This is a genomic window from Clostridium algoriphilum (assembly GCF_020443705.1).
In the GTDB taxonomy this organism is placed as follows: domain Bacteria; phylum Bacillota; class Clostridia; order Clostridiales; family Clostridiaceae; genus Clostridium_AD; species Clostridium_AD algoriphilum.
On sequence record NZ_JAIZZK010000001.1, the window covers coordinates 219,666 to 246,143 of the forward strand.

Below are 26,478 nucleotides of genomic sequence, written 5' to 3' on the forward strand. Positions count from 1 at the left end.
ATAATCATTTGCAGTCTTTTTGCATATTTAAAAGGGGACATTTAATATTTTCTGTAAATACCCACAAGTATACCCAGAATTGAACAGTCCTTAACTATGATAGGGGACATAGATGAATTTTCAGGTTGAAGTCTTATATGTCCTTTTTCCTTAAAAAATCTTTTTATAGTTGCTTCATTATCAATAAGAGCTACAACTATGTCGCCATTTTTAGCAGAATTAATTTTTTCGATTATTGCAAGATCTCCATCTAATATTCCAGCTTCAATCATGCTGCTACCAGAAACTTTAAGCATGAATAACTCATTATTAGTTTTGGTAAAATTTAACGGTATAGTAAAAGTATCTTCAACATTCTCAACCGCGAGGATAGGAACACCAGCAGTAATTTTTCCTATAATAGGTATATCTATAAGTTCTTTTCTTATAACAGAATCCTTTAACAATTCAATTGCGCGAGGCTTGGTAGGGTCTCTACGTATAAATCCTTTTTTTTCTAATCTTTCTAAATGACCATGAACAGTAGAGGTGGATTTTAATCCTACAGCTAAACATATTTCTCTTACTGAGGGTGGATATCCTTTTGATTGAACTTGATCCTTTATAAAGTTATATATTTCGCTTTGCTTATCTTTTTTTTGAGTTAACATAGAAACACCTCTCATTCGTAGTAGAATTATACCATATAATTGTAAAAACATCAAACTTATGTTCTATTTTAGGTAACAATCATCCGTAATATCTGTATAAATATACATAATATTTCATTAAAAGTACCACTGTTTGATTTATTAAATATTCTTTGTTATAATAGAACATTATGAAAGTATTTGAAATAAAAGTAGTGGGGTGTTGTATGTCCAAAAACTGTATATTTAATAATAAAAAAATTTGTAATGACTGTGGTGAATGTGAAGTCTGCGAATTAAATTCAAATAAAAAATGTGATAATTGTGGAAAATGCTTAGAACTTGAAGGATTTGATGTTAAAGCTATAAAAATTGATGAAGTCTTTGAAGATGCAGGGACTGAAAAGTTACAAGATGATATTTATAAAACTGACGAAATCGATGAAAATGATGCCGAGGAAGATAATACAGAGAATAAGAACGATGAAGTAGCAAAAATTGAAGATTATGAATCATTTTTGGCAGAGGAAGAACTTGAAAAATTAAATAAAGATGATTATATTGCTCAAAATAACGAAGTTTGGGAATTTATAGAGGATATAGATGGAGTTAAAGCATTACTCGAAGATGAAGAGGATAACTCAGAATTCCTTAAAGAGGAATTCCCTGGACTTATAAGACTAAAAAATATGTAAGTAATAATATGTAATTTACATGCTTAATAGGGTTAAAAAGTATATATTACCACAGTTGTGGTAATATATACTTTTTTATTGTTCATCAGAAAGGGGGTTTGACTTAACCGCATTTCTTAATTTTTCATCATCTGCATGAGTATATATTTGTGTAGTAGATATATTTTCATGTCCTAAAATATCTTGTAGACTTCTAATATCTACGTTCCCATATTTATACATAAGAGTGGCTGAAGTATGCCTTAATTTATGAGGCGTATACTTATTTTTATTAAGTCCTGCATCTCCTATGTATTTTTTTACAATCCTTTCTACAGTTCTTTTATTAATTCTTCCAAATTTCCCGCTGATAAAAAGGGCATCCTTATCCTCGACATGAATTTTATTTATATTGGTATATCTAATAGGCAAATACTTATGAATAGCTCTAAATGAAGCTTTGTTTAAATAAATGGTTCGCTCTTTATTTCCTTTTCCAATAACAGATAATGTATCACCTTTAATATCAGATATATTGATACTACATAGTTCTGACAGCCTGAGACCACAGTTTAAAAATAATGTTATAATACTATGGTCGCGAACAGAATGCTTATCACGAGATATTGTAGCCTCGAGTAGAGTCTTACTTTCATCTAAAGTTAAAAAAACGGGACTACGCTTGCCGAGTTTTGGAGATTCTAAATCTATTGTAGGGTCTAGTGTTAGCACTTTAGCCTTAGTAGTTAAATACTTAAAAAGGGACTTAATAGATGCTATTTTTCTTGCTTTTGCATAGTTACCATTAGCTCTATACTTACCAAGATAGGAGACAAATGCATATAGATCTTGCAAGTTAATAGTTTTTAATGTATCTAAGGTTAGGTCACTTATAATAATCTTCTCAAGTGGTAGGGCCTCATCTGATGCTACTAAACCTTTATACATTTTTATAAACTTTAATAGTAATGACAAATCTGCTGTATAAGCAATTATAGTGTTAATAGAACAGCCTTTAATTGTAGATAAATAATTAAAATAATCATTTAAGAACTTTGGGATTTCATTATTATAAATACCATTTATATTTGATTTCATGACTACCTCCAAAATACGTAATAATGTCGTGAAACTTACATTTCACGACATTATTATACTACAAAAGAGGGGGTAAAATCCTGATTATTTTAAATGTTTTTTATTTTTCTCTTTTTTTTTATTTTAATTATTTTAATTATTTTTAACTATTATACTACCAATAATATTGTAAACTTAAAAAGCTATCAGTTTAGCATCACTGATAGCTTTTTAAACTTAGTTTATATCAAATATCAAATATTACACATTTATGGAGGTTTCAACTCCCAAGGCATCTTTGTTAGCCTCAATTATTGGGCTTACATATTCATCTATAAAATCTACTACTTGACTTGGAGCTCTACCCACAAATTTAATTGGGTCAATTACAGCTATAATTTCTTCTTTTGACATCTTAAAGCTTGCATCATTTATAATTCTTTCTATAAGATCATTACTTAATCCTTCTTCTTTAACACGTCTTGCTGCAGCCATAGAATGAACTCTAATGCTTTCATGAAGCTCTTGTCTGTCCCCGCCCCTTTTAACGGATTCCATAAGGATGTTTTCAGTAGCCATAAATGGTAGCTCATTATTTACATGAGCAGTAATTACTTTTTCATATACTACCATGTTTCCAGCTATATTCATATATAAATTTAAGACTCCATCAAGTGCTAAGAAAGCCTCAGCTACAGATATTCTCTTATTAGCTGAGTCATCCAATGTTCTTTCAAACCATTGTGTTGCAGCTGTTATAGCAGGATTTAGTGAATCCACTATAATATATCTAGATAGCGAACTAATTCTCTCAGAACGCATTGGATTTCTTTTGTATGCCATTGCAGAGGATCCAATTTGTTTTTTTTCAAATGGTTCTTCTACTTCTTTCATGCTTTGAAGTATTCTTAAATCATTACTAAATTTATATGCACTTTGAGCGATTTCTGAAAGTGTATTTAGTATTATAGAGTCTACTTTTCTAGAATAAGTTTGACCAGTAACTGGATATGTATTAACAAATCCCATTTTATTAGCAACATATTTATCTAAGTCTTTTACTTTTTTTTCATCATTTTCAAATAGGTTCATAAAACTAGCTTGAGTTCCTGTAGTTCCTTTTACTCCTAGTAACTTAATACTATCAATTACGAAGTCTAAATTCTCTAAATCCATTACTAGATCCTGAATCCAAAGAGTTGCTCTTTTACCTACAGTAGTTAATTGTGCTGGCTGCAGATGAGTATAACCCAAAGTAGGAATATCTTTATACTTTAATGCAAATTTAGAAGATTTACTAATTACATTAACTAATTTCTTCTTGATTAATAGTAAAGCTTTTTTCATTATTATTAAATCAGTATTATCGCCTACATAGCAGCTAGTTGCTCCTAGATGAATTATTCCCTTTGCGCTGGGACATTGGACACCATATGCATATACGTGGCTCATAACATCGTGTCTTATTTCTTTTTCTTTTTCTTCAGCCACCTCATAATTCACATTATCTACATTGGATTTAAGCTCATTTATTTGAGCTTCTGTTATATTAAGTCCTAATAATTTTTCACCTTCAGCTAAAGCAACCCATAGCTTTCTCCAAGTTTTAAATTTCATGTCATCTGAAAATAAATGACTCATTTCTTTTGATGCATATCTACTGTTTAATGGTGTATTATAAGTATTTCTCATATTTTGCCTCCAGACGTACATATTAAGATATTAAACAAATATCATTCATATTATAACATACAATATTACTAATAGTAACGAAAATGTTCGTATATCTGACTTGTACTTTATATAATGTTTTTAGTCTTAGATAGATCTGCTTTAAATAATATTCGCATTATAAAAAATATTAAATAGTTCTAAAATATTATATTTTTAATATAATTTATACAAACAGAATAATTATAATAGTCTAGGGGGTAATTATGTATAAACTTAATAATATAGACAAACTATCATTCGTATTAGTTTTGATTGGCGCTTTAAATTGGGGACTTTTAGGGTTATTGAATTTTAATCTAGTTAACGTTATCTTTGGTGGTATTCCATTCCTCGCTAGAGTAATATACATACTAGTAGGCTTATCTGCAGTTAATATCATTGTTTTTATATTTAGAAGTAAAAAAGACTAGCTCCTATACTCTATTAATACTATCTAATAGAACACTATTAGTATTTAAAGTACTCCATATATTGTTATGGAGTATTTTTAACTTAAGCAATTATAATCCGAATTGATTCTCACTAAAATTATTGCATTGATGAAATTGGTACTTATTTAGATTTATAGTATCATTTTTAGAGAATATAATACCTTCACTCTCGAGAAACAACTTCTGCATATTACGAGATTCGTAATCCGTTATACTAATCAACCCTTTTGAATTTATAACTCTGTGCCAAGGAAGGTTACACTTTCTACTTAATGTATGAAGAACTCTGGATACTTGCCTAGCTCCTCTTCTATTTCCAGCCAACGTTGCAATTTGACCGTATGTCATTACTTTACCTTTAGGTATTCCTTTTATAATTTCTATAACGTTTTCTGTAAAAGGCTCCAAATAAATCACTCCCATTGTTAAAAACACTGAATTTTAAGTGCATTAAAACTAACCTTAAAGTTATACTTCCCTTATCAATTTGTAGTTATTAATAAATTTAATTACATATGGTAATTCCTCATACTTAAAGAATGATTTATCTTCAATCATATGTTCTAATTGATCAAGTGACACCCACTGTATATCACTAACTTCTTCTGCCTGTAATACAGCTGATGAGACATCAAATTCTTGCACAATTATATAGCTATCCATAATAAAGTTTTCAATTGTAAGTCTAGTTAAGGGTTTTATATCTTTAGTTTTAAACACAATTCCAATTTCCTCGTAGGCTTCTCTTATACAACCATTTAAACTAGTTTCACCTGCACCCACACATCCACCATGGGTTGCCCAGATATTTGGAGAAATCGCTTTAGTTTCTGATCTTTTTTGAATCAATATTTTAAAATTATTGTTAATAATCCAAATATTTGTGACTAGCTGGTACTCTCCTTCTCTCAAAGAATTACCCCTCGCAAAGACTTCTCCAGTTTTCTTACCACTAATATTATAAATATCACATAATTCAGCCATCCTATATCCCTACTTTCTATGTAAATGTATAGTATAAAACAAACAATTACTTAGCCATCGATTGGGTTTTTAGGCCCTTCAAGCTCTAATTGATAAAAAACGAGATTGAGCCACTTTCCAAATTTAAATCCTGCCTTATCTATCCTACCTGTATATTTAAATCCTAACTTTTCATGCAGTTGTATACTTTTTTTATTAGACTCATCAATTCCAGCCACCATAGTTGCATATTCTCTTTCATTAGTAATTCGTATTAGCTCTTTAGCAAGTAGTGTTCCTGTGCCTTTGTTTCTGTATTTACCATCAACATAAATTGAGTGCTCGACAGTGTACTTATATGCAGGCCATGCTCTGAAAGGTCCATATGTAGCAAATCCAATAACCTTATTGTTTTCTTCAACAACTAATATAGGATATCCCTCTTCTTTCTTCTTTTTATACCATTGTTTTCTATCATCAATGGTGTGAGCTTTATAATCATATATTGCTGTAGTATTTATAATAGCATCATTAAAAATTTCTAGAATATTACCTAAATCATTTTCTACTGCTTCTCTTATCACTTTTATACCCCCTTCACTACTGAAATTGATTCAACCATTGTTTTATATCAATTCTTCTGAATAACATTATACAACAAATTAGCTCTTTTTATAAACTATTTTGTCCTTTTATATTCATCCACCAATTTGTAAAAAGTATTCCTTTTAAGTTTCAATAACTCCATTGCGCTTGTTCCTGTTAATTCTCTATCCTTATATTTACCATAAATTTCTTCCCAATTTAATGGATAATTAATTTTTTTGCGTCCTTTATACTTACCTTTCGCTTTTGCAATGGCAATGCCTTCTTTTTGATGCTCTAATAAAGTTGCCCTCTGAAATTCTTTTATAGCCTTTATCATTGTAAACATAAGTTTACCTGTGGCAGTACTTGTATCTAAATTTTCATTTATACATATTAGATTAATTTCTTTACTTTCTAACTGCTCACCTATAATCAACAACTCTTCTGTTGATCTTGCAAGACAACTAAAATCCCACACATAGACTGTATCTCCACACCTTATAAAATCCATCATTGCATTTAATTGAGGTCGAACTTCTTCTGCACTTAGTTTATCATTAAACCACTTTTCTATGTTGTAGTTTTTAAGTTCTGTAAATTGTCTATCCTTATTATGCTGATTTGAACTTACTCGAGTATAAGCAATGTTCATACAAACAACTCCTTTACCTATATATTAACATATTTTCCGTTTAAAGTGTACTTAACACAACAACTGTTTGTTAGTTTTATAGGTGATTTCAAACAAACAGTTTCTGTAAAATCATCCCGTGTTGGTTTGTTGTATAGTCTAAGTAAACAGTTGTTCAAACAAAGAAAAAGGTAACCATGTCGAATGTATTTCGACACGATTACCTCTATAGAGTAGGTTTGCTGACACCAGTTGCTTTCGCAATTTCAGATATGCTATAGTTCTTGCTTTCACTTCCATATTATTTACAACAGGTGCTTTCTCCTTAATTATATTTTGAATCATTAAATTTCTTCATAAATCTCTGCTTTTCGGCGGTATAGGAAAAAACACCCAAAATAAAAGCTTATCGAACAGATTGCTATTTGTTCGATAAGCTTTTATAGATTTTCTTCTTGAAAATTATCTAATTAATGCATTATATACATTTCCTATCCAAGTCTCAAATTTATTTCCTTTTTCATACAACATAACATCATACATTTCAGGTTGAGCTTGAAGAAACTTGTTTTTTAAAACTTGTATATCCAATTGTTTTAAATTACCTTCTCTTTTTATTCGTAAAAAAGCTTTTTTAAAATCACCGGAATTATAACCAATATCTTTTTTTCCTAAATACATTGGTTTACCGTTTTTAGTAGTTATGCCGATTGCTTGCGCAGCACTAAAAGCCTCTTCCATTACTTTATAAATTCTATCGTGTACTGCCAATCTTATTAGTACATCTCGCGATTGTTGACAATCCGATTTTTTTAACTCGTTTATTGCTTCCAGCCTTTTTCTCCAATTCGTTTTAACACTTGCCATTTTAACTAAATCATCAATATTTGTAGGAGTTTGTTTTTTAATTTCATAATCTATTACCATATTTACCACATCCTTCATTACTTTAATTTCTATATAAGTAATCAATATCCTTTATTTGTTAAAATGTTGCGAACTAATCTGCTAATATCTCTTAAATAAATTGACAAAGACCATCCATGATAATTTATAATTATATTTAATGGCTTTTAATTTTAGAAAACACTATTCATTTTATACCCCTATTTAAAACCTTGTAGCGGCTTTATTAACTGTACTAGATATAATCCTATACTTAATAGTTAAAGCATCACTACACGTCTTATTTTTAAGTTTAAATAGTTATATCTAACAGTATTACATACTGTGGCAAAAATATTATTATAGACATATCAATTTGTGGACTGGAGTTTCTAATGCTTCTGATATTTTAATTAATACATTTAAACTAGGATTACTTTTGGCTTCACCCTCTATATAAGATATATACTGACCAATTTTTCCAATTCTTCTACCTAACTCTCTTTGGCTTATATTTAACCTTTCTCTGTTTTTATTTATGTTTTCACTTAACATTATTTCACCACCTAAATATATTTAATATTATTATGGTATGCAAGATAATATTAAAATATTTCTATGGATATAGTTGTTGTATCATCATTTTTTGAAAAGTTAATAAATATAAATTAAGAACTAATTTTTTTAACATATTTTATCTCATCCTTTCCTTGGTATAATAATAAAATAAATAAAAAGGATAAAGGCCTGGGATATATTATAATAATATCTCCCAGGCTTTTATCCTTCCGTGTACACAGTTACTGTGCGCTTTCTCTCGGACCTGCCAGTAAAGTATAGACTGCGGAACCCTAGTCTAAAATGCGGTAGCAGCAGGTAGTGAATTTAAGAATTGACTGATGAAGAAATATCAATAAGGAGTTAGTATAATATAATTTAAAAATATTGTAAGTGATAACCTATAGTAAAAAGGGAGAATGAAAATATGGAATTAAATACATTAGAAAGTGAGATGTTAATCGATATTTATGATTCTGATATGATGCCAGAACTGCCATTTGAAATCGAAAATTATAGATTAACAGAAATTACCGAAAAATATATAATAAATGATTAGCAGAGACAGTAAACTTTATAATTATTAAGGGATGCTTAATATATCCAATTTATTTATTTACTTAATTATATTATTATAAACAGATGTCGTGAAAGTTCTTTTCACGACATTTGTCTTTTAAATATATAATTTTGTATATAGGATTAAATCCAAGTAATATCTAATGGGTCACGATCTACCAATCGTTTATAACCATATTGGGGATACCCGACCATAACTGCACCTGTTAACACCTTGTTTTCAGGAATGTTAAACAATTCTAGTAATGGATAATAATTATCAAATGCACACATTTCAAAGAGCCCAGCCCAACAACTACCTAATCCTAAAGTAGTTGCAAACAGTTCCAAGTAGGCAAAGGAAAAAATCGTATTCTCTCTACCATTTTTAATTTCTCTGGGAGCCATTGCTAAAATTAAATTTGGAGCATCACGTAATATTTTATCTATTCCAGTTTCTCTGTAAGCACGAATATGATAAGGAAAACTCCAATGATGCAAAGGATTTTTAATTTGTGCTTCCATCCACTCTATGACAACCTCTGTAGCTTTTTTTAGTATTTTCTTATCTTCTACAATTATATATGATATTCCTTGCTGATTACTGGCAGTAGGTGCAAAACGTGCAATATTAACTAATTCAATTAATTGCTCTCGTTGCACTGTCATATCTTTGTAACATCGGATTGATCGTCGAGACCTAAGAAACTGTTTAGCAGTTTCTTTATTTATAACTGGGAACTTTTTTAAAATGGTCTGATTGTTTAAAGGTGTTTTGATATTGTCAATTGCACTGTTAGGGCATACAGCAACACATTGACCACAGGCTATACATGCTTGTGGCTCAATTGCTATAGGGCCATTTTCGCCCATACCCAAAACTTTTGGTGAGCATACTTTCGTACAAATTCCACATTTAATACACTTTGATTGGTTTACTTTAATTAAGTTCATTGGTGTTCACCCCTATTTTGTATATTCTTAATTCCCAAAATATACTTCTAATGGTGTAATAATAGATGATAGTGCTATGTTTTGCAAGTACATACTTATTTGTACCATAGTATCTAAATACATACTAATGTATTTAAATCAATCAAATTTAATGTATTATAAAAAATAAAATATGTCATGAAATTATGATTTCACGACATTTGTTCTTAGCAGACTTATTATATTAAATGGATTTTATCGTATTATTAGCAAACACTAGCAACATCATTTGCATTAAGTAGTGATTTAGTTGCTGGCGTGTAAACGTTACCCTTGATGTTATTTTATCTTTTCAGCATTATGACCATAATCTATTGCTTTCTTGAACAGATCTGCGACTAATTGATTCTTCGCTTCATCGGAATAACATTCATGTATAAAATAAAAATTTTCTTTGGCAGCTCTGTCATCATTTTTGATTAAGTTTTTAACTTCTTCTTCAGTAATTTCACCAACGTAACGTTTTTTTTCATCAGGCACTTAAATCATCCCTCCTTTAATAAATTTAATAAAATTCAACACAATCGATATTATGAGATAAAATAAGCTTTTTAATAATTTTATTATGTTTTTCCTTATAGAGGTAAATAGAAGTTGTCTTTGTGACATGTTTCATGTAATACAATTCCCGTGGAGGAAAACTTCCACGGGACCATATATCATTTTAATATTTTTTCTATATATATATTCAATTATAAAACTCTTTTTTTCTTCGATAGTTATAATTACTAAAATACAGTTTAATGTTTGAAGTCAATGTATTTAACGAACTATTTCGGACCATTTTCATCACCATATAATGCCACTTTGAGGACTATTAGTTCGCGTTCCTCTTCCTCTAATTGGCCTATACTGGGAATATATCGAAAGACAAATATATATATTATAACTGTGCAACAAGAAGGTAATTGTTATTAGCAGTTACCTTCTTGTATCCGGTTATTTAGTTGAAACTCTCATATTCGATTTTGTTCTTAGGTTAGATCAATTATATTTATTGTGTTGAAGAGTAGTTATAATTTGTAGAGTTATTGCTATCCCATGTATGTGCATTATTCTGGAAGGTCATATTAAGCATGTAACTTGCAGAAGGCATTGTTATAGTTGCTGCCCATTGTCCATTAGATTGCTTGGTCATTGTTGCGTCAGTTGGAGCTGTAAAATTACTATATCCCCAATGTAACGTCATGGATGTAGCATTGGCCGCCAAGCTTCCATTATAGTACACTGTGACTGGTTGGTTAGCTGTAGGTGCTGGACTTACATTAGCGGGTACAGATAATGGCCATATTTGAAGGTGCCAATCTTGATTACCGTTGTTATCCCAAATAGTTCCATCTGTAAAGTCAAAATCTAATTTTGTAGCTGAAGCAGGAATAGTTACATCAGCCTGCCAAAAGCCATTTGAGGCTTTAGTCATATCAACATTAGTTACATTAGTCCAACCATTGATCCCCCAATGTAATGAAACACTTATGGAATTAGCTAGAGAACCATTATAGTAAACTGTAATTCTGTTACCTGTAAGTAACTTGCTACTATCGTAATCTACTTTGTAACCAGCGTGAGGAGCATAGGTAGTAATGGTATCATCATATAGAGTAATAATTGAATTTGCTGGAATGCTTCCAGATATTGTTCTATTTGAAACTGTTAAAGTACAACTTGCTGTTCCATGATTTGTGTACGTGCCATTTGCTAAGTTAGTAGCAGAATTAATACTAACACTTAAACCAGCGTTTACTATTACTGTACCAGTAGTTCCACGATCTATTAACATAGTTTGATTATTGTTTGTCCATCTTAGATATTCGTTTTGACCAACCATTGCATTATGGAACTGATTTAATGCTACAACGTCAACATCTTTCCATAAAGAATCACCTACGGATCCAATTGAACTAGTTGGTCTAACGAATAATAAAGGAGTGGTTCCTGCACGTGAATCAACAATAGCCCAACCCATTTTTCTTTGCCACTGTGTTAAACTACGAGTAGAACCATCCCCATAAGTATCATGAGTTTCAAAAAAATTCACACTTGTAGTTGGATCTATACCACCCATACCACTTGATTGGCTTAGATTGTTTGAAGTAATTGCACTTCTTACACTACCACCATAATTAGTAGCTGTAACGTTCATAAATGTTTCATAGCTGGCAATATTGTCTGCTGTTCCATCTTGTAATATTTCACCGTATATAAATATGCTTGATTTATTATGCAAATTGTCAAGAACATTATTCCAATAATTTCCAGACAAGGATTGTCCTGCATCTAGTCCTATATTTGTTTCAATATGTTTAGCTGCATCAAAGCGGAATCCAGAAGCTCCAGCATCAACGCATTGATTTAAAAATATTATTGCCTTGTTTTGAACTGCAGCGGTTTGAGTATTTAAATCAGGCATACCGATACCTTGTTGTGTTATGTCATACCTGTTACTCCAATCTGCACATTGTCCTAGATTGTGATACAAGCTTGGATCTTGAAAACTTGGATCAACTGAAGGATCTAATTGATTTGAATTTCCGTTATTTGCCATATGGTTCATAACCACATCTACTATTATTGAAATTCCATAGGTTTTTGCAACGCTGCAGAGTGCTGTAAAATCAGATAAAGTTCCAAGCTGGGCATTGCCAATAGCTTCATTAGTTGGTTGATACAATATCATCCACTGAGATGGATCAGTGCTTGTACTTTTGGTTCCTTGTATAGGTGAAACTTGAATGGATTTATATCCTGCTGCTGCAATATTAGGCAACTCATTTTGTATATTATAAAATGACCAATCAAAAGCATGAAGTATTGCTCCGTCTTTAGTGTTAGATGGTAAAGTAGTTGCAGCATGTACAACAGCTGGAGACTTATTAGATAAAAAATAGAAGTTTTGAAGTGGGGTGAAATCTAAATTTAAAAACAATCCAAACGAAGTTAATGTTAATTTCCTCTTCTTTCTCATAAATTCACTCCTCAATTTTTATTATAAAACGTGTATCCCTATTACTAAAAAAACCAACAAGCGTTAAAACCTATTGATTTTTCGTTTATTCTCCTAATTTAACAGTCCAAATATCAAATATAGATTTGAACATACTGTATGGCATATAGCAATATCCTGAATCACCCCAAGTTTCACCCCAGGAGTTTCTAACAATAAAGCTTCCATTATTAATATTATCATCATATCCAACAATACACAGAGCATGTCCACCAAGCTGCTTCTCTTCAGTTTTAGGTATTGGAACTATACCATCATTACCCACTGACTCAAAAGATTGATATACAGTCATCCCAAATACCAATAGATGACTAAGCAGTAAAGCATGTTTAACCTCATTAACTGAACGTATTCTTTGATATCCTGAAATTATATAGTCATTAGCTTCGATTATTTCATTTTGAGTAGGAGAATTTTCAAAGGTAGTTATGTCATATGGCCATGAAACTTCACGGCAAACACCTTTTTGTTTAAGAACCTTCATTCCGTCCCTAAGGGATGCTCCACTATCACTATTTATGGTACCTTCTAAATATCTTTCCCACCAGTATAAAAAAAGTCTGGATAATCGTTCAAAAGGTTTGCGGGAACTATTATTGAGCAGCATAAACTCTCTAAGTCCTGAAACAATTGCATTGGCAGTACAACTTCCTAATTGACCTTGATCTACAACAGGAGAACATTTTTCTCTAAGATCAATTTTCCCAGGAAGTAATTCAACATTGACAATATGTCTCTGTCTATACTTCAAGTCCCTTGGATCAATCTTATCCTTGATTAATGTATACTTTCTCACATTAACACACCTCCGCTTTTTTAATATTTTGTATATATTAAAATATTGATAAAAATAAATATTATCAATTTAAAAGATATATCTGCTTGGGATATCTATAAATTTACTATAATTAAAATTTACAGATTGAAGTGATCAATACAAATCAGAAAAAATTTATATCTAAATTATACCATTAAATACCATGTATTGCCATTCAATAACTTATATCGAAAATATTATTTAATTAAAAAACACTATTGTAAATTTTTAACAAAGATGTATAATTAATGTGTATAGTAATCCATTTCATTATAATAATTTAAATTAACCTTGAAGAGGAAATGTTAATGATAGAATGGAGAGTTTTTTTAAAGATCATAATTTGCATAGGTAATATAAACACATTGTTTCGGTTGATTTCTTGTTGACAAAAGTATACATTGCTAAGGTAGCGATAGCATTGGTCATGCTTTGCTACCTTAGTTCTTTTAAAAATTTAATTGACGACACATATGACCAATGTATCGTCAAAAAATATTTAAAAGAAGGGGTGTATATTATGACAACAAGAAAATCAAACTCAAAACCGAAACCAAAAACAAATGAATTAATATTATTAGAAGCAAAAGAGAACCACAAGTTTATTATTGATTTGATTAATAATAAACACTTTCTTCCTTTTTTAAATATAGTGCTTTCTACTGTATTTATAGGTATTATAGCAAGCATTTGTATTTACAAGGGACAACTTGCAAATACAGCAATATTAGTTAGTGATATGCTAATGAAATTGTTTGTTGGTAGAAAGTAAGCATGTTAGATAAGAGAGATTTTATACACCTCTCTTGTCTTTTGGTCGATTTGTTTATTTGCATAACTTCAAAACCTTATTTATTTTAATTTTCAAATGAAACGCTTTAAAAATTACATACTGTATATTGATTCCGGTATATGGCCGATTTTTACCTGTATGTCGGCTGTACAAAAGGTTCTTTCATAAATTAATAGCATTGGTAACCGTTATGTTCTATATGTCATTGCCAACATTTCAACATTTCTTAATAGGTATTATTTTATGTTAAATGCGATAATTATATTCTTCTATTGATAGTGTTTTACTTCGTACTTGATCATTTATTTTGCTCATACATAAATATCCATAAAATTCATTATAATTTATAGTATGCAGAAACAATAAAAATGTAACTAATGTCTTAAAATATTTATTAATATACTAGGTAATTGGTTCACTCAGTGGTGTATTATCAGCTACTTGAATTTTAAGAAAATCGGGCAAATAATTTGGGTAATAATTCCATACAGCAAATGGTGCTTTTTCAGCCTTTTCCTTTGTAGGTCTGAGTCCGATACCAAATGGAGAAATCATATTTGTGGTTGGCAGGCAACGCTCGTACAATCTCATTGGCTTAGTTCGCTCATTCTGTACTTCTTCTATATTTTCTATCCATAAAAGTTCCAACATTAAATTATGAAAATAAAATCTCCTATTCTCTGTACCTTGCCCAGGGTGATTATTTGAAGAATCTTATACAAGTCCAAATTCTACAAGTAAGTTACCAGCTGGTGCTTTGGTTTCTGTGCATATATAGATATGGTCAACTTCCATATGATTTCCTCCTTATTCGTTGATTTGTTGTCAAAGAAAATATAAAAAATCTTTACCCCGCACTATTATACAAATGTTTCTTAAATCCAACTATTTATTTTATCTGAATTCAATAATATAATTATCCTCTTGCTCAGTAGAACTATCCACTTTAAAATTACAATTATTTAATACTTTATTAGAGCCTATATTTGTTTTTAAAACTTTAGCAATTATTCCTTTACATTTTCGGAATCCGTAAGCCCATTTTAACAATGTATCTAAGGCCTCCGTCATAAAGTTTTGATTTCTATAATTAGGTGAAATACTGTAACCAACCTCTGAATAACCATTTTCACTTAACACCCCTTTGAAACCAATAAAACCTATCCCCGTTTGATTATCTTTATTAATGATTAGCCAGTATGTATACCATTCATGAATATTCTCATTAACATTTTTCATTTTGACCAGCTTCTTTGATATTGCTGATTTAACAAAATTAGATATTGCTTCTAATTCAATGATAATTTTAATATTATAAATCTCATTTTCACTAATACATGATAGTTCATTATAAGATAAAGGCTTTAAAAGCAACCTTTCTGACTCTAAGACTTTCCTATCCATTTAAGCTGCCTCCTCCCACAAGTTTCCGCACATTTATCTACCATTGCAACACACTTTAAGAAAACTGCGTAGTAAAATTTTTTCCCTAAAGATTTTTAATAAATCCTGTCTTTATTCCTCTAACGAATCCTATTTGTTCATAGAACCTTAATGTCTCTTCTTTTTTCGAACCTGTTAAAAGCATAACTTTATAGCAATTATTATCTTTTGCAATTTCAATCGCCATATTTAGTGCTTTTGTTGCATGCCCTTTTTTTCTATAATCTGAATCAGTAATAACATTTTCTATTAATCGGGGTAATGACAGGGTAGCTACCGTGTACTGCAAAGTAATTGGAATTAATTAACTTTTAAAAAATCATATGCGAAAAGGGCTTGATGACCTTAATATATTGTTATGCAATATATAAATATTTCGACTTAACATGAATTGAAGGATTCAAAAAATAGTATTATATTTATATTTTTTTAACTATATAATCAATAAATCCCTGGCGGATTTTTTCTCCTTCATATATTCTTTCTAGAACTCTATTTTCTTTATATAATATCTCCATACCGTGAAAATATCTATCTGCTTCATATTCTTCACAATATGAGTGTAATTTCCCTATTAGGCATTATATAATATTCTCTTTTTAACCTTTCACTTATGGCGCCTTCCATTAGTATAAAATCATTATTATTAAAGCATTGCTCAAAGGTTTCTTTCATTTAAATCACTGCCTTTCAAATTGCGGAAAATCTATATTTAATTAGCCACGTCTTTGCAAAGTCAACTCCGTCTTTCATTTCGAACAACTTACATTCTGCATTGCCAACCTTGCCCTTTTGTACATTATAGTTTTCTTCAAACTTTTTACCAATTAATATAAAATCGTCTGAGCTGTAATCATAATCCTTAAACCATTTCCAGCATCGCTCACCATTTTCAAATATTACTCAAAACTATCTATTTCTTTAACTAATATTGAGGTTATGGATAATTATGTTATAGTTATTTTAAACATTCAAAACACAGATGATCCTTCTTTAGAATTAGATCTAAGTAGAACCTATTTAGTAAATGGTAAAAATAACTCTACAAAAATTGATAATCCGAATTCAATTAGTCTGATGTCAATTCCCAAAGCTTAAGCCAACAGCAATTGAAGTTATACTTTAAAGATTTTCATTTTGAAGGAAGTCCTTATACATTAAAAACAGTTTTAAGCTCTGCTGTAAATAAAGCTATAAATTTATATGTAGATATTAAATAATCCTCTCAATTTGGGAGGATTATTTTTATTTTAAGATAAATTTAAGAAATACCCTAACATTCTTTATGCAGAGAGTATGACTTCTCCGCTAAAAAATATATGTTCTTACATTCAACATTATCAACGCTTTGTTATTTTTTACGAATATAACACAATTACACTTATGTTACATTCAGAATATTAATTTTTAGCAATCTATTCTAACATTTTTTATAATTCATATATTTTTCTAATATATCTTTGTTACTTTTAAAAAAGTCATATAAAGTTTGCATATTTTTCACCGTATCCGTAGTAATAATATGCTCTATCAATTCTACCTGAATTAACTTATCCTCTGTACATCCTATAAAAGTTAAAAAATTTTCTATTATATTATGTCTGTTCAATAGGAATTCTCCTAATTTCTTACCTTCATCTGTTAAAGTTACAATTCCATATTTAACATAATTCACTAATCCAAATTCTCCAAGCTTCTTTATCATTTTTGAAGCTGAAGAATCCTTAACATTTAGAAGCTGTGCAAGCACATTTGTTCGAATATATGTTTCTTTTAGGCTATTCCTATATATCATTTCAAGATAATCTTCTAATGCAGGAGTAAGCATATTTTTATTATATCCTTGTAATTCATATCCACGGACAGTATGAAATTTATTATCCATTTAATCACCACCATTATATAAATTATTCTTTATAATTTATATATACTAGTAACACTTATAAAATATTTATCATATTTTAGTGTGGGGAAAGTTTTTTTCTCTACAGCAAATTATATTATTTGGATTTTAACTCATTGTGCTGGTTTCATGCAATTTAAATAGTTGTCCCTATAATAACTATGTGCTATATTTCTACAGAAAGTATTCTTGAACTTGATAGTAGATAATATTTATGAATGGAGGATTTTTTATGATAATAGCCTGGCTTAAAGGTTTTGATCCGATAACTCAAGCTCTTTTTGCAACACTATTTACTTGGGGTGTAACTGCTTTAGGAGCATCGTTAGTATTTCTATTTAAAGATATAAATAGAAAGGTACTAAATGGCATGCTTGGGTTTGCGGCTGGAGTTATGATTGCTGCGAGTTTTTGGTCGCTGCTCGCCCCTGCTATAGAGATGGCCGAGCAAACAAGTACACCAGCATGGATACCAGCAGCTGTAGGTTTCTTAGCAGGTGGCGCTTTCCTTTTTGGAGTAGATAAAATTTTACCCCACCTACGTCTTAGTCAACCAATAGAACAAGCGGAAGGTATTAAAACTAGTTGGCAAAGAAGCGTCCTATTGGTATCAGCTATAACACTTCATAACATACCAGAAGGACTTGCTGTTGGAGTCGCATTTGGAGCAGTAGCAGCTAATATGCCATCGGCTTCATTAGCAGGAGCGGTTGCACTGGCAATTGGAATCGGCATTCAAAACTTTCCAGAAGGAGCTGCGGTTTCTATCCCATTAAGACGAGAGGGTTTCTCTCGATTAAAAAGTTTTATATACGGTCAAGCGTCAGGCATAGTAGAACCTATAGCAGGTGTGCTAGGTGCATTTGCAGTAATATCTATGAAACCTATTCTTCCTTATGCGTTAGCTTTTGCGGCAGGAGCTATGATTTTTGTAGTTGTTGAAGAACTAATACCTGAATCACAACAGGATTCAAAAACAGATATTGCAACTATTGGTGCTATGGTAGGGTTTGTAATTATGATGGTGTTGGATGTAGCTTTGGGCTAATGTTAGAAACCACTATTCTTAAATAAATGTAAAAATTATTTAACATAATATACGTTATGTTGTATGCCTTTAGAATCTAATTCAATACCAATAGATCGAAAGAGCATTCACTATAACGTTTATTATGTTGTATGATTTCCTGCTATACTAATTTTAAGCTAAAAAGTTTAACAATTACGCTTAAAATAAAATTTCTTAACTAATTCAAACTAACTAATGCTATTTTGTAATCTTAACTTGTCAGCCACCATTGCCATAAATTCTGAATTAGTAGGCTTTCCTTTTTCATTGCGAATAGTATACCCCAAAATTTTATTAATAGTTTCTACTTAACCCCTACTCCATGCAACCTCTATTGCATCTCTTTCGATGAAAATAAAGTGTTGAATGTTTAAGTATCAATGGCTTATAATACATAGATAAAAACAATTATTTAATTTTAGAAGGAGTTTTGTCTATAACGGTATATTGTTTGCAGTATTTATTGTAAGAAAGGCTTTAAAATAGCAATACCAGAATATATTACACCTATGGTTACAATATTAATAATTACATTCTTTTTCTTTAAATCAAAAATTCATGCTAAAACCCATGTGACATCCAATTAGGAGAATATTTAAAATTCAGCAGTTCTTATATTGCTAAATTTTAAATATTCTGATTTATTCTAAAAACACACATCTATTTAAGATTTAACCAACCTTTACGTTTAAACCACCAGGACATACTGATGCCTATAAGAAACATTATAATTATAATAAAAAAGTAACCGTAGCGCCAATGAAGTTCTGGCATGTAGTCAAAATTCATGCCATATATACCTACAATGAATGTAAGCGGAATAAATATTGAAGAGATAACTGTCAAAATCATCATTATAGTATTCATTTTGTGAGAATTAAGAGATACAAAGCTATCTCGTATTTCAGAAGTTATTCCCTGGCTTGATTCGAGTATTTCAGAAAGTCTTAAAAGATGATCATAAACATCAACAAAATAAACACGGTTATTTTTAATTTCTTCAAGATGAGTTGAGTTCAGAACTCTATAAATCAAGTCTTTCATTTGGTTTATAATTCTGCGAAGTTTAAGTAAATTTGAACGAATTTCAAAAACTTTATCCATTGAGTTCCTAGTTAAACTATCACCAATTCCGTCGATTAAATTCTCCAGATTATAAACGGCTGGGAAATAATGATCTACAATTTCATCAAGTATGTGGTAGCATATATATATATTTCCTTGACTCCAAGCGCTCTCAGTGGTATTGATTTTTTGCCATACTTCATCAAATTCATCCAGATGAGTACTATGAAAGGAAACTATAGATTTTTCACCCATAAATATATCAACTTCTTCAGGTGATAAAGTTTTTTCATTTAACGAATGAAGTACAAAAAAACTGTATCCTTCGTAATAGTCAAGTTTTGCACGTTGCAAATCATAAAGACAATCTTCAATAGCAAGCTTATGAAAATGAAAATAAGTATCAAGTAGTTCTGCTTCCTTTGGAGTAGGACAGTCAAAATCTACCCAAAACCATTCTATATTGGTATCATTAAGTTTTTCCAAAGGTAAATCTTTTTTTAGGATTAAATCTTTTGTTATTGCTAATGTATGAATCACTTCTTTGATCCCTCCATCTCTAAGTTATGTAATCTATTTTTATACCTTTTCAATTGACGCTTTCACACCTGATATAACAAAAGGTAGGACTTCTTTTGCAAAGACAGAAGCGTCTCTCAGTAGGTCTTTAGTATACCAATAATAAGTTGCACCATATATTGACCAACTTATCATAGTATCAACCAACTCCAATTTTTTTCATTCACTACCAGCAAAAGTTGTACTGTTTGTCAGCATAGTAATAACAATACCCTGTAATTGAAGTTGGTCTTTAGTCTCAACCAGTGAAGCAATGGATTGATGCTTTCAAGTTATAACTATATTATAGCTTTTCTAATAAAAATCGAAGCAATCAACATTGTGGCTTAATAGAATTTTTTTTATAATTTTATCATGTTAAGTCCTTATTTATTGTACTGATGCAATAGCCAATATATAATGACTTATCTTTATCTCTAATTAAATCTATATTCAGCTCTGACTCTTCAGCATTAATAAATTTATAATTTGAAATTCCTAAACTTAGAAGAAAAATGATTTGAGTTATTTTCATGATGTTTATTTAATTTTTCCCATAACGGTTGCACTAAGTCAAATAATTCTCTATTCACATTTAAAAATTCAAAATTATTCATATGTAATCCTCCTCCAAATTTATAGGTTTTTAACTTTCATTGCATTGATCCAATCCTCTTTCAAAATTGCATAATGAACAACGTCATAGAAAAAGTTTTTAACTTTTACTTCTTGTAGACCTAACCCTTCATATTTCATCCCACATTTCTGCATAACACGACCAGAGCCTTCATTTCCTACATAATGTGTAGCTTCAACGCGATTCAATTCTAATTTTGAAAATGAAAGTTCCAATATTAAATTCAACGACTCAGACATATAATTATTATTCCAATATTTACGGTTTAGTACATAACCAATATTTGCTTTATTATCATCAGTACATACTCTTAAATCAATACACCCAATACATCTATGCTCTGCTTTTAACTCAATTGCAAAAGTCCCTATTTTATCTAAAAAATGATCTTTTACTGATCTCTCTGTTTGCGATACATCCGTATGTGATGGCCATGTTAAATATTTTGTTACAATATCATCCCCGGCATATAAGAACACATCATTTATATCATCTATAGAAAACGGTCTTAAAATTAATCTGTTTGATTCTAATATAGGGTTTTCTTTTATAATTTCATTGTAATCCATCATTTTCGCTCCTTTCCGTATAAAAACATATGTAATCATTGCTCCGTAATAAAATACAATTACGAGATAAACCTTTAGTTAATTATACTATTTTTACCATGAATTATATATAAGAAAATAAAATGGGTTTTATTTATTATTGCGATAAAAAACATTTAATATTTTATACCTATATCTAGCCTATACCCTCATTCATACTTTTGTATATGCAATAAATCACTATTTAAACTGCATAAATGGTGTCTAATTGAGAATATACACTACATTTATGCATTTAATACAAGTAAACTGTGACAAAATCATTTTCATGTTTTTGCCACAATCATATACAATTAAATTGATATTAATCTTATTGAGGATCTGCTATCTCAAGTTGACAAGTTGTAATGGCAGTATCTGTATTAGTAGCTGAGTTACCAACAAAGATTATCCAACAGCTTTAACATTAACACGTCTGTTTCCTGTTGTAGTACCACCTGCTTGAATATTATAAATAGTTCCGACAATTAAATTATCTCTAATGGCTTTTTCACAAACATCTTCGCAGCTTGTTTGTGTGGGTTCAGGTAACGCTAATGGAGTAATTCCTCCAAGTGATTGAAAGCATAGTTATTGATAAGAGGTATTGCAGTACTTTTTTTAAAATATTTACAAATAAAGGCATTCCCATTGCCGTTCCGTTGCTACACAAACCCCTTATCTTGAACCAAAAGAAACACCATCTGATCTTCAGATGGTGTTTTGTTAAATGGATATTTAACATAAATAACTATATAATGTTGAGTATCTATGTACTGAGATGATGGCCAAACAAAAGTAACGGTAGACTAATTACATATGTTGAAAGAAGGGCGAATTGGTTAATAAATTAATTTTTTTCAAATAGTACTTAATTTATTAACCAATAAAAGGCATCAGTTTCGGTTTCGGGTTTGTTAGGTTGTTTTTTTAAAGCTAGATATTGTTGTTGAGCTGCGATAGTTAGCATTAACCAGCCTATACCTACAATAAAATTTCCAAGTACATTTGTTTCATCAGCACTTTTATTTTTTGAAAGTGCAATAGCGATTATATTAGTTAAAACTACTAAATCTTCGGGGCTTGAATTTTCTAAAAATGTCAATATTACACCACCTATTTGCAAATAGTAATACTAATATATAGTATTGTTATTATATGAATAATATGAGTGTATGTTTGGGATATGCATAATTCAATTCCTGCGAATAGAAGCACCTTCTCTGAACATAGGGCATATGATAATATCGTAAACCTATGAAAGGAGTGAGCAATATGTATAATCCTTATAACACGTATCAATGTCCTTACTACTTTAACGAACCAATGTATAACTCAGACTTTTCTAATCAGTATATTCCTTTTACCAATGAAATGGATTATGATTCAAGATTTAATTTTTCTGAATCAGCAGATGCTGATGGTTTTATTGAATTGAAGGATTATGGACCAGACCCCTTTGTAGTTAATATTAATGAAGCTACTAAGCAAAATGATACTTATCGTACCGCTTTATGGACAGGAAGCTATTTGCAAGTTACCTTGATGAGTATCAATGTTGGGGAAGACATAGGTTTAGAGGTTCATCCTAATCTTGATCAATTCATTCGTATAGAACAAGGTCAAGGAATTGTTAAAATGGGTGATAGAAAAGATAGGTTGGATTTTCAAGAAAGAGTCTATGATGAGTTTGCCTTCGTTATACCTGCTGGTAAATGGCACAATCTAATCAATACAGGTTATGAACCGCTTAAATTGTACTCTATTTATGCACCACCTCAGCATCCACGTGGTACAGTTCATGTAACTAAAGCAGATGCACAAGCTGCTGAAGAGCACCGCGGTGACTACTATCAAAAGGAACAAAGAGCTCATAGGCAAACCAAGGAATTTACCTTAAGTGAACTTGCTCAGTATGATGGTGCTATGGGAAAACCTGCTTATGTAGCAGTTAATGGAATTGTATATGATGTAAGTGATAATTCAAAATGGAGCGGAGCTACACACTTTGGCTTAACTGCTGGTAAAGATTTAAGCTCACAGTTTGAAAGTTGCCATGGAGTGGCAAGCAAATTAGCTAAGATTCCTAAGGTTGGTGTACTTAAAGGGTAATTATAAAAATCATGTAAAAATGAAATGTGATAACTTAAATACTAAGCTATCACATTTCATTTTTACACTCTAGTAATTGTAGCCTCTTGCCATTTTACTCTTTGCAAGCAGCTGTGATGTACCATCCCTTTCCCACTGTTCAACTTGTTCAATAGCCTCCTGAGGGTTCTTTCCTAGTCCTACAAGCACTCCTGATAATATAAATTCTTGATATAAATGTTCTGGATTAATCCCTTCTTTAGCTTCTGCTAAAGCACGAGTTACTAATGGAGTTATATATCTTACCCAGTCGTCTGGTGTAAATTTAGAAGTATCTTGTACCAAGCCTCTACTCGTAGATGGAATATTCAAACTGCTATTTAAGGTAAATAGATAATTGTATTTTGATGAGTGTTTTATCTCGTCTGTAATTATATCAAATAATACATCTCTATATGGACCTATAGGCAAAGCTCTTTTAATTGCTCTGTATTTTTCTACGGCTCTTAACTCTCCAAATAAAGCTTTTTTAATACCCTCTATATAAGAACTTGGTTTTTCAAAGGTGTCTTCACCACCAGTTGGTACTTCCATCCCTGTAAAGTCTTTATAAATTTTTCTGAATAATCTATTATGTTTGCGTTCATCATCCCTTATAGAAATTATAATAGCTTTTTCTTCTCTAGTAGGCGCTACACTTATAAGGTAATCATAAAAAAGTTCATCTTCTCTTTCACCTTGAACTGCTTCTTTTACCCCCACAAGTGCCTCCTGTAATTGAGGATTATACATCATTGGATTCTCTACTCTTGGCATAATATACACGAAAAACCTCCTGAAATAATAATTCAATAGTATATTATGTTATATTTTTATAAATGTGATTTTTTTAATTTTTTACTTATATTTAGTAATTTGGCGAACTCTTTTCGTATTTTGTAGTGCATATTTAAACAAATCTCTAATAAATTATTTATTACCATTAAATCACCCCTTATATAGATATTAATTTTATATATGGGTACATCCTCAAGTGTTGGTAACTTTTGTGAAAATTCAGCAACAGTTATGTCCGCGTTTTCAAGTAGGTTAAGAATGCTAGTTATCTGTTTTATGCTACCATCCGTAGAAATGGTAAGTGTTTGATTCTCTTCACTTGTGCTTGGAGTATATTCATCAAGTAAATTACACGCCATTTGTACTGCTTCTTTATGATGAATTTTCAGTTCAATATGCCTATGTGTAATCAACTTTTTTAATTCTGACGCGGTTCCTTCGGCTACAATTTTTCCATCATTTAAGATAGCGATTTGATCGGCAAGCTCATCCGCCTCATCAAGATACTGCGTAGTTAAAAATACGGTAACTCCTGAATGGCTGAGGTCTTTGATACTTTCCCACATAGCCTTGCGGCTTTGAGGATCAAGTCCTGTGGTTGGTTCGTCAAGAAATATAACTGAGGGATTGCAAATCAAGCTCATCGCCAGGTCAAGTTTTCGGCGCATACCGCCGGAATAAGTTGATACCCTCCTGTTTGCAGCATCAAGTAAATGAAACCGTTCAAGTAATTCATCGGCTTTGCTATTTACACTTTAAATATGACATAGTTTTCCAATAATACGCAAATTCTCTCTTCCAGTCAAAATCTCGTCCACTGCTGCAGACTGACCTATTAGGCTGATTACGCCCCGTACCTGATTTGATTGCGAAGCGATGTCAAAACCGCAGATCTGAGCGCTTCACTTATCTGGATTAAGTAAAGTGGTCAGGATTTTAATTATTGTAGTTTTACCCGCACCGGTGGAGCCCAGGAGGGCATAAATGCTTCCCTTTTACAGTAAAATGGATTTCCCTTAGCACCTTTAGGTTCTTATAGGACTTTTCAATACCACTTACAGTAATAGCTATATTATTTTATATCATATTTGCATTTACCCCCTATATAACTGTGACATTAGTCAAGTTTGCATTGCTTCCTTTTAAAACAGCATAGGTCAATTTATCCATTTTGGCACCGTCAAAAATAGCTTTTTTTACCTGAGCGTTTTTAAAGTACACATTTCTAAATACTACATTTTTAAAAGATGTCCCTTTTAACCCCGTGCAATTAAAGATAGTACCAATTAACGTTTGATTATCAAAACATACACCTGACAAATCCGAACTGCTAAAATCCGTATAATCTAAGACACAACTTTTAAAACTCATATTTTTCAGACCGACCTGAATTAATTTTACGCCGGTAAGATTAGCACCATCAAATCTTACATTAGCCAAATCACAAGCTTTAAAAGAGGTGTTAGTTAAATCTGAACCGCTAAAATCTGATCCTTTAAGTCCGCTACCATTAAACGTTCCATCATGTAAAGTTACATTTTTAAAATCAGAATTCTGTAAATCAGTGCCTTTAAAGGAGCTGTTACTAAAATCTGAATTGCTGAAGTCTGATTCTTTTAGAGCGCTGCCGTTAAATTTCCCATCATGTACTTTTACCCCTTTGAAATCAGAATTTTGGAGATTAATATTTGAAAAATCCTTTCTTACCCTCTCCTGTAATTCTATTGTCTTTGCAGCGATACTTCCTATGAGCTCTGATATATCGCCAATGGAGTTAATTGTCATGCTATAAGCAGTTTCCTCGTCATAACCTTGGTTTTTCAAATCACTTAATTTCTCTTGTAAATTATTAAACAATTCTTCTTTCAATTCCTTAACTACTTGCGAATCTTCATATATTGAAAATATTTCCTCTAAATATTTAATTAATTTCTCATTCATTGTTATTACCAC

At 30.8% G+C, this 26,478-nt stretch carries 31 protein-coding genes, 5 pseudogenes and 1 riboswitch; of the genes and pseudogenes, 8 read left to right on the forward strand and 28 right to left on the reverse strand.

The window, feature by feature from the left end; genetic code table 11:
* Positions 1-41: 41 nt before the first annotated feature.
* On the reverse strand, positions 42-650 hold the full coding sequence (gene lexA / locus LGK95_RS01080) for a transcriptional repressor LexA (RefSeq protein ID WP_226121275.1): 609 nt from the start codon (positions 648-650) through the stop codon (positions 42-44).
* 206 nt (positions 651-856) lie between these two features.
* Here lexA and LGK95_RS01085 point away from each other — a divergent pair, with 206 nt between their 5' ends.
* The gene (locus tag LGK95_RS01085; RefSeq protein WP_226121277.1) at positions 857-1,324 is read left to right on the forward strand and encodes a hypothetical protein; all 468 of its coding nucleotides are present in this window, start codon (positions 857-859) and stop codon (positions 1,322-1,324) included.
* A gap of 75 nt (positions 1,325-1,399) precedes the next feature.
* Here LGK95_RS01085 and LGK95_RS01090 read toward each other — a convergent pair whose 3' ends face one another.
* A complete protein-coding gene (locus LGK95_RS01090) occupies positions 1,400-2,401 on the reverse strand; it encodes a tyrosine recombinase XerC (RefSeq protein ID WP_226121279.1) in 1,002 nt (333 codons plus the stop codon).
* Between the two features lie 240 nt (positions 2,402-2,641).
* Positions 2,642-4,072, reverse strand: coding sequence for an adenylosuccinate lyase (purB, locus tag LGK95_RS01095; RefSeq protein WP_226121281.1), 1,431 nt, complete (start codon positions 4,070-4,072; stop codon positions 2,642-2,644).
* 245 nt (positions 4,073-4,317) lie between these two features.
* On the opposite strand from purB, the gene LGK95_RS01100 reads away from it, so the two are divergent.
* Positions 4,318-4,524: a DUF378 domain-containing protein gene (locus LGK95_RS01100; protein ID WP_226121284.1), complete on the forward strand. Its 207-nt coding sequence runs from the start codon at positions 4,318-4,320 to the stop codon at positions 4,522-4,524.
* Positions 4,525-4,614: 90 nt separating this feature from the next.
* Here the strand turns inward: LGK95_RS01100 and LGK95_RS01105 are convergent, their stop codons facing one another.
* The 6 genes from LGK95_RS01105 to LGK95_RS01130 form a co-directional block, all read right to left on the reverse strand.
* Positions 4,615-4,953, reverse strand: a complete 339-nt coding sequence (locus LGK95_RS01105) for an MGMT family protein (protein ID WP_226121286.1) — start codon at positions 4,951-4,953, stop codon at positions 4,615-4,617.
* A gap of 60 nt (positions 4,954-5,013) precedes the next feature.
* Positions 5,014-5,529 carry an NUDIX hydrolase gene (locus tag LGK95_RS01110; RefSeq protein ID WP_226121288.1) on the reverse strand — a complete coding sequence of 172 codons (516 nt, stop codon included), beginning with the start codon at positions 5,527-5,529 and terminating at the stop codon, positions 5,014-5,016.
* Between the two features lie 50 nt (positions 5,530-5,579).
* The gene (locus tag LGK95_RS01115; protein WP_226121290.1) at positions 5,580-6,092 is read right to left on the reverse strand and encodes a GNAT family N-acetyltransferase; all 513 of its coding nucleotides are present in this window, start codon (positions 6,090-6,092) and stop codon (positions 5,580-5,582) included.
* 95 nt (positions 6,093-6,187) lie between these two features.
* Positions 6,188-6,748 carry a recombinase family protein gene (locus LGK95_RS01120; RefSeq protein ID WP_226121292.1) on the reverse strand — a complete coding sequence of 187 codons (561 nt, stop codon included), beginning with the start codon at positions 6,746-6,748 and terminating at the stop codon, positions 6,188-6,190.
* Positions 6,749-7,189: 441 nt separating this feature from the next.
* Positions 7,190-7,654 (reverse strand): HEAT repeat domain-containing protein, encoded by a 465-nt coding sequence (locus LGK95_RS01125; protein WP_226121294.1) that lies wholly within the window; start codon positions 7,652-7,654, stop codon positions 7,190-7,192.
* Between the two features lie 318 nt (positions 7,655-7,972).
* Complete coding sequence (locus LGK95_RS01130; protein WP_226121296.1) at positions 7,973-8,167, reverse strand: helix-turn-helix domain-containing protein; 195 nt, start codon at positions 8,165-8,167, stop codon at positions 7,973-7,975.
* A gap of 212 nt (positions 8,168-8,379) precedes the next feature.
* A riboswitch (guanidine-I (ykkC/yxkD leader) is annotated at positions 8,380-8,475 on the reverse strand.
* A 122-nt stretch (positions 8,476-8,597) separates the two neighbouring features.
* On the opposite strand from LGK95_RS01130, the gene LGK95_RS22285 reads away from it, so the two are divergent.
* Positions 8,598-8,729 (forward strand): hypothetical protein, encoded by a 132-nt coding sequence (locus LGK95_RS22285; RefSeq protein WP_264174434.1) that lies wholly within the window; start codon positions 8,598-8,600, stop codon positions 8,727-8,729.
* Positions 8,730-8,872: 143 nt separating this feature from the next.
* On the opposite strand, the gene LGK95_RS01135 is transcribed toward LGK95_RS22285, so the two are convergent.
* The 4 genes from LGK95_RS01135 to LGK95_RS01150 all read right to left on the reverse strand — a co-directional run bounded on the left by LGK95_RS01135 (position 8,873) and on the right by LGK95_RS01150 (position 13,521).
* Complete coding sequence (locus LGK95_RS01135) at positions 8,873-9,682, reverse strand: nitroreductase family protein (protein ID WP_226121298.1); 810 nt, start codon at positions 9,680-9,682, stop codon at positions 8,873-8,875.
* Positions 9,683-10,000: 318 nt separating this feature from the next.
* On the reverse strand, positions 10,001-10,201 hold the full coding sequence (locus tag LGK95_RS01140; RefSeq protein WP_226121301.1) for a hypothetical protein: 201 nt from the start codon (positions 10,199-10,201) through the stop codon (positions 10,001-10,003).
* Between the two features lie 514 nt (positions 10,202-10,715).
* Entirely contained in the window at positions 10,716-12,686 is a 1,971-nt protein-coding gene (locus tag LGK95_RS01145) for a carbohydrate-binding protein (RefSeq protein ID WP_226121303.1), read from the reverse strand.
* Between the two features lie 85 nt (positions 12,687-12,771).
* A complete protein-coding gene (locus tag LGK95_RS01150) occupies positions 12,772-13,521 on the reverse strand; it encodes a C1 family peptidase (protein WP_226121305.1) in 750 nt (249 codons plus the stop codon).
* Positions 13,522-14,062: 541 nt separating this feature from the next.
* Between LGK95_RS01150 and LGK95_RS01155 the strand changes: the two genes are divergently transcribed.
* The gene (locus tag LGK95_RS01155; RefSeq protein WP_226121307.1) at positions 14,063-14,314 is read left to right on the forward strand and encodes a hypothetical protein; all 252 of its coding nucleotides are present in this window, start codon (positions 14,063-14,065) and stop codon (positions 14,312-14,314) included.
* Between the two features lie 423 nt (positions 14,315-14,737).
* On the opposite strand, the gene LGK95_RS01160 is transcribed toward LGK95_RS01155, so the two are convergent.
* From LGK95_RS01160 to LGK95_RS22735, 4 genes and pseudogenes are all read right to left on the reverse strand, one after another.
* Positions 14,738-14,986 (reverse strand): hypothetical protein, encoded by a 249-nt coding sequence (locus LGK95_RS01160; RefSeq protein ID WP_226121309.1) that lies wholly within the window; start codon positions 14,984-14,986, stop codon positions 14,738-14,740.
* 243 nt (positions 14,987-15,229) lie between these two features.
* On the reverse strand, positions 15,230-15,739 hold the full coding sequence (locus LGK95_RS01165) for a GNAT family N-acetyltransferase (RefSeq protein ID WP_226121311.1): 510 nt from the start codon (positions 15,737-15,739) through the stop codon (positions 15,230-15,232).
* An 85-nt stretch (positions 15,740-15,824) separates the two neighbouring features.
* Positions 15,825-16,031 (reverse strand): annotated as a pseudogene (locus tag LGK95_RS01170) (GNAT family N-acetyltransferase); the annotation flags it as partial.
* Positions 16,032-16,468: 437 nt separating this feature from the next.
* Positions 16,469-16,678, reverse strand: coding sequence for an AAC(3) family N-acetyltransferase (locus LGK95_RS22735; RefSeq protein WP_226121761.1), 210 nt, complete (start codon positions 16,676-16,678; stop codon positions 16,469-16,471).
* 39 nt (positions 16,679-16,717) lie between these two features.
* On the opposite strand from LGK95_RS22735, the gene LGK95_RS01180 reads away from it, so the two are divergent.
* Positions 16,718-16,876: a hypothetical protein gene (locus LGK95_RS01180; protein WP_226121313.1), complete on the forward strand. Its 159-nt coding sequence runs from the start codon at positions 16,718-16,720 to the stop codon at positions 16,874-16,876.
* Between the two features lie 322 nt (positions 16,877-17,198).
* On the opposite strand, the gene LGK95_RS01185 is transcribed toward LGK95_RS01180, so the two are convergent.
* On the reverse strand, positions 17,199-17,663 hold the full coding sequence (locus LGK95_RS01185; protein ID WP_226121315.1) for a metal-dependent transcriptional regulator: 465 nt from the start codon (positions 17,661-17,663) through the stop codon (positions 17,199-17,201).
* Between the two features lie 250 nt (positions 17,664-17,913).
* Here LGK95_RS01185 and LGK95_RS01190 point away from each other — a divergent pair, with 250 nt between their 5' ends.
* Positions 17,914-18,729 (forward strand): ZIP family metal transporter, encoded by an 816-nt coding sequence (locus LGK95_RS01190; RefSeq protein ID WP_226121317.1) that lies wholly within the window; start codon positions 17,914-17,916, stop codon positions 18,727-18,729.
* Between the two features lie 209 nt (positions 18,730-18,938).
* Here the strand turns inward: LGK95_RS01190 and LGK95_RS01195 are convergent.
* The 6 genes and pseudogenes from LGK95_RS01195 to LGK95_RS01215 form a co-directional block, all read right to left on the reverse strand.
* Positions 18,939-19,094 (reverse strand): annotated as a pseudogene (locus LGK95_RS01195) (sporulation initiation factor Spo0A C-terminal domain-containing protein); the annotation flags it as partial.
* A gap of 316 nt (positions 19,095-19,410) precedes the next feature.
* On the reverse strand, positions 19,411-20,355 hold the full coding sequence (gene corA, locus LGK95_RS01200) for a magnesium/cobalt transporter CorA (RefSeq protein ID WP_226121320.1): 945 nt from the start codon (positions 20,353-20,355) through the stop codon (positions 19,411-19,413).
* Positions 20,356-20,394: 39 nt separating this feature from the next.
* Positions 20,395-20,529 carry a hypothetical protein gene (locus LGK95_RS22290; RefSeq protein ID WP_264174435.1) on the reverse strand — a complete coding sequence of 45 codons (135 nt, stop codon included), beginning with the start codon at positions 20,527-20,529 and terminating at the stop codon, positions 20,395-20,397.
* Positions 20,530-20,746: 217 nt separating this feature from the next.
* On the reverse strand, positions 20,747-20,908 hold the full coding sequence (locus LGK95_RS01205; RefSeq protein WP_226121322.1) for a hypothetical protein: 162 nt from the start codon (positions 20,906-20,908) through the stop codon (positions 20,747-20,749).
* Between the two features lie 101 nt (positions 20,909-21,009).
* On the reverse strand, positions 21,010-21,582 hold the full coding sequence (locus LGK95_RS01210) for a GNAT family N-acetyltransferase (RefSeq protein ID WP_226121324.1): 573 nt from the start codon (positions 21,580-21,582) through the stop codon (positions 21,010-21,012).
* Between the two features lie 886 nt (positions 21,583-22,468).
* Positions 22,469-22,702, reverse strand: a complete 234-nt coding sequence (locus LGK95_RS01215; RefSeq protein ID WP_226121326.1) for a hypothetical protein — start codon at positions 22,700-22,702, stop codon at positions 22,469-22,471.
* A 170-nt stretch (positions 22,703-22,872) separates the two neighbouring features.
* Between LGK95_RS01215 and LGK95_RS01220 the strand changes: the two are divergent.
* Together LGK95_RS01220 and LGK95_RS01225 are read left to right on the forward strand one after the other, a co-directional pair.
* Positions 22,873-23,433 (forward strand): annotated as a pseudogene (locus tag LGK95_RS01220) (cupin domain-containing protein); the annotation flags it as partial.
* Positions 23,434-23,502: 69 nt separating this feature from the next.
* Positions 23,503-23,709: pseudogene (locus tag LGK95_RS01225) on the forward strand (cytochrome b5 domain-containing protein); the annotation flags it as partial.
* Positions 23,710-23,778: 69 nt separating this feature from the next.
* Here LGK95_RS01225 and LGK95_RS01230 read toward each other — a convergent pair.
* The 4 genes and pseudogenes from LGK95_RS01230 to LGK95_RS01240 all read right to left on the reverse strand — a co-directional run bounded on the left by LGK95_RS01230 (position 23,779) and on the right by LGK95_RS01240 (position 26,478).
* Positions 23,779-24,504, reverse strand: a complete 726-nt coding sequence (locus LGK95_RS01230; protein ID WP_226121328.1) for a ferritin-like domain-containing protein — start codon at positions 24,502-24,504, stop codon at positions 23,779-23,781.
* 56 nt (positions 24,505-24,560) lie between these two features.
* A pseudogene (locus tag LGK95_RS22625) lies at positions 24,561-25,214 on the reverse strand (AAA family ATPase); the annotation flags it as partial.
* 213 nt (positions 25,215-25,427) lie between these two features.
* Positions 25,428-25,511 carry an ATP-binding cassette domain-containing protein gene (locus LGK95_RS22740; RefSeq protein WP_404814393.1) on the reverse strand — a complete coding sequence of 28 codons (84 nt, stop codon included), beginning with the start codon at positions 25,509-25,511 and terminating at the stop codon, positions 25,428-25,430.
* A 115-nt stretch (positions 25,512-25,626) separates the two neighbouring features.
* Positions 25,627-26,478 (reverse strand): pentapeptide repeat-containing protein, encoded by an 852-nt coding sequence (locus tag LGK95_RS01240; RefSeq protein ID WP_226121329.1) that lies wholly within the window; start codon positions 26,476-26,478, stop codon positions 25,627-25,629.

Bases quoted from the DNA above. Each gene is read 5' to 3' on its own strand.
- LGK95_RS01210 (WP_226121324.1), bottom strand. From the start codon at position 21,582: ATGATGGATTACAATGAAATTATAAAAGAAAACCCTATATTAGAATCA.
- purB (WP_226121281.1), bottom strand. From the start codon at position 4,072: ATGAGAAATACTTATAATACACCATTAAACAGTAGATATGCATCAAAA.
- LGK95_RS01120 (WP_226121292.1), bottom strand. From the start codon at position 6,748: ATGAACATTGCTTATACTCGAGTAAGTTCAAATCAGCATAATAAGGAT.
- LGK95_RS01085 (WP_226121277.1), top strand. From the start codon at position 857: ATGTCCAAAAACTGTATATTTAATAATAAAAAAATTTGTAATGACTGT.
- LGK95_RS22285 (WP_264174434.1), top strand. From the start codon at position 8,598: ATGGAATTAAATACATTAGAAAGTGAGATGTTAATCGATATTTATGAT.
- LGK95_RS01125 (WP_226121294.1), bottom strand. From the start codon at position 7,654: ATGGTAATAGATTATGAAATTAAAAAACAAACTCCTACAAATATTGAT.
- LGK95_RS01180 (WP_226121313.1), top strand. From the start codon at position 16,718: ATGGATAATTATGTTATAGTTATTTTAAACATTCAAAACACAGATGAT.
- LGK95_RS01165 (WP_226121311.1), bottom strand. From the start codon at position 15,739: ATGGATAGGAAAGTCTTAGAGTCAGAAAGGTTGCTTTTAAAGCCTTTA.
- LGK95_RS01230 (WP_226121328.1), bottom strand. From the start codon at position 24,504: ATGCCAAGAGTAGAGAATCCAATGATGTATAATCCTCAATTACAGGAG.
- LGK95_RS01110 (WP_226121288.1), bottom strand. From the start codon at position 5,529: ATGGCTGAATTATGTGATATTTATAATATTAGTGGTAAGAAAACTGGA.
- LGK95_RS22290 (WP_264174435.1), bottom strand. From the start codon at position 20,529: ATGATAAGTTGGTCAATATATGGTGCAACTTATTATTGGTATACTAAA.
- LGK95_RS01090 (WP_226121279.1), bottom strand. From the start codon at position 2,401: ATGAAATCAAATATAAATGGTATTTATAATAATGAAATCCCAAAGTTC.
- LGK95_RS01155 (WP_226121307.1), top strand. From the start codon at position 14,063: ATGACAACAAGAAAATCAAACTCAAAACCGAAACCAAAAACAAATGAA.
- LGK95_RS01100 (WP_226121284.1), top strand. From the start codon at position 4,318: ATGTATAAACTTAATAATATAGACAAACTATCATTCGTATTAGTTTTG.
- LGK95_RS01135 (WP_226121298.1), bottom strand. From the start codon at position 9,682: ATGAACTTAATTAAAGTAAACCAATCAAAGTGTATTAAATGTGGAATT.
- LGK95_RS01205 (WP_226121322.1), bottom strand. From the start codon at position 20,908: ATGAAAATAACTCAAATCATTTTTCTTCTAAGTTTAGGAATTTCAAAT.
- LGK95_RS01145 (WP_226121303.1), bottom strand. From the start codon at position 12,686: ATGAGAAAGAAGAGGAAATTAACATTAACTTCGTTTGGATTGTTTTTA.
- LGK95_RS01130 (WP_226121296.1), bottom strand. From the start codon at position 8,167: ATGTTAAGTGAAAACATAAATAAAAACAGAGAAAGGTTAAATATAAGC.
- LGK95_RS01190 (WP_226121317.1), top strand. From the start codon at position 17,914: ATGATAATAGCCTGGCTTAAAGGTTTTGATCCGATAACTCAAGCTCTT.
- LGK95_RS01185 (WP_226121315.1), bottom strand. From the start codon at position 17,663: ATGGATAATAAATTTCATACTGTCCGTGGATATGAATTACAAGGATAT.
- lexA (WP_226121275.1), bottom strand. From the start codon at position 650: ATGTTAACTCAAAAAAAAGATAAGCAAAGCGAAATATATAACTTTATA.
- LGK95_RS01160 (WP_226121309.1), bottom strand. From the start codon at position 14,986: ATGTTGGAACTTTTATGGATAGAAAATATAGAAGAAGTACAGAATGAG.